1 protein-coding gene is annotated in these 724 nt (G+C 58.6%); it reads right to left on the minus strand.

Annotated features, from left to right (window positions below):
• Positions 1-138: 138 nt before the first annotated feature.
• Positions 139-724: FCD domain-containing protein (locus AMA02S_RS39700; protein ID WP_169806981.1), on the minus strand; the 586-nt coding region annotated here is incomplete at its 5' end.

Genomic DNA, 724 nt, shown 5'->3' on the forward strand with positions numbered 1-724 from the left:
CCGCCACCACGGCCGCCCCCCGACCAGCCAGCCGGAAGAACGAACGCCGGCCCATCCCGGACGGCGTCAAGAAATCAGTCATTCGTGCTCCCGAAAAGAGTCGTCGTCGTGATCGCTGTAATAAAAGGGACTAGCGCTCTACGCGAGATCGATTTCCGCGAGCAGCGTATGGATGACATGAGCATTACCGCTGTCAGCGAAATGCTCCGTCTCACGGATCATTCCATCCAGATGCACCACCATGAGCCGCTCGGCACCATCGCCATCCCGGTCAGAGATACTCGCGACGATGTCACGATGCTCCTGATCCCACCGAACCAGCGCATCCTGCCTGATCCCAATCATAATAAGCAAACGCTCCAACAAATCAAGACGCTCATCAAACAACGTCGTCGTGAACGCCTGAATCTGCTTATTATGCGAAGCCTGACCAATCATCTTGTGAAAATCGAGCCGCTCCCGCCAACGCGCCTCACCACCAGCCTCGACCATCGCCCGAAGCCGCACCAACTCCTCCGGCCGCGCCCGCAACGCCGCAGCCCGCGCCGCCTCACGCTCAATCCCCCGCCGACCAATCAAATGATCAATCAGATCATGCACATCCCGCAAAGCCAGCGCATCAGCAAACGAAGACTCCCGCTGACTGTCCAACTGCTGATTAGCCGCAACACGAGTGCCCTCCTCGGTCAGAATCCGCCCCTTCTTCCCCAACGACTGCGTCAAA

The sequence above is a fragment of the Actinomadura macra NBRC 14102 genome, from assembly GCF_001552215.1.
GTDB lineage: Bacteria > Actinomycetota > Actinomycetes > Streptosporangiales > Streptosporangiaceae > Spirillospora > Spirillospora macra.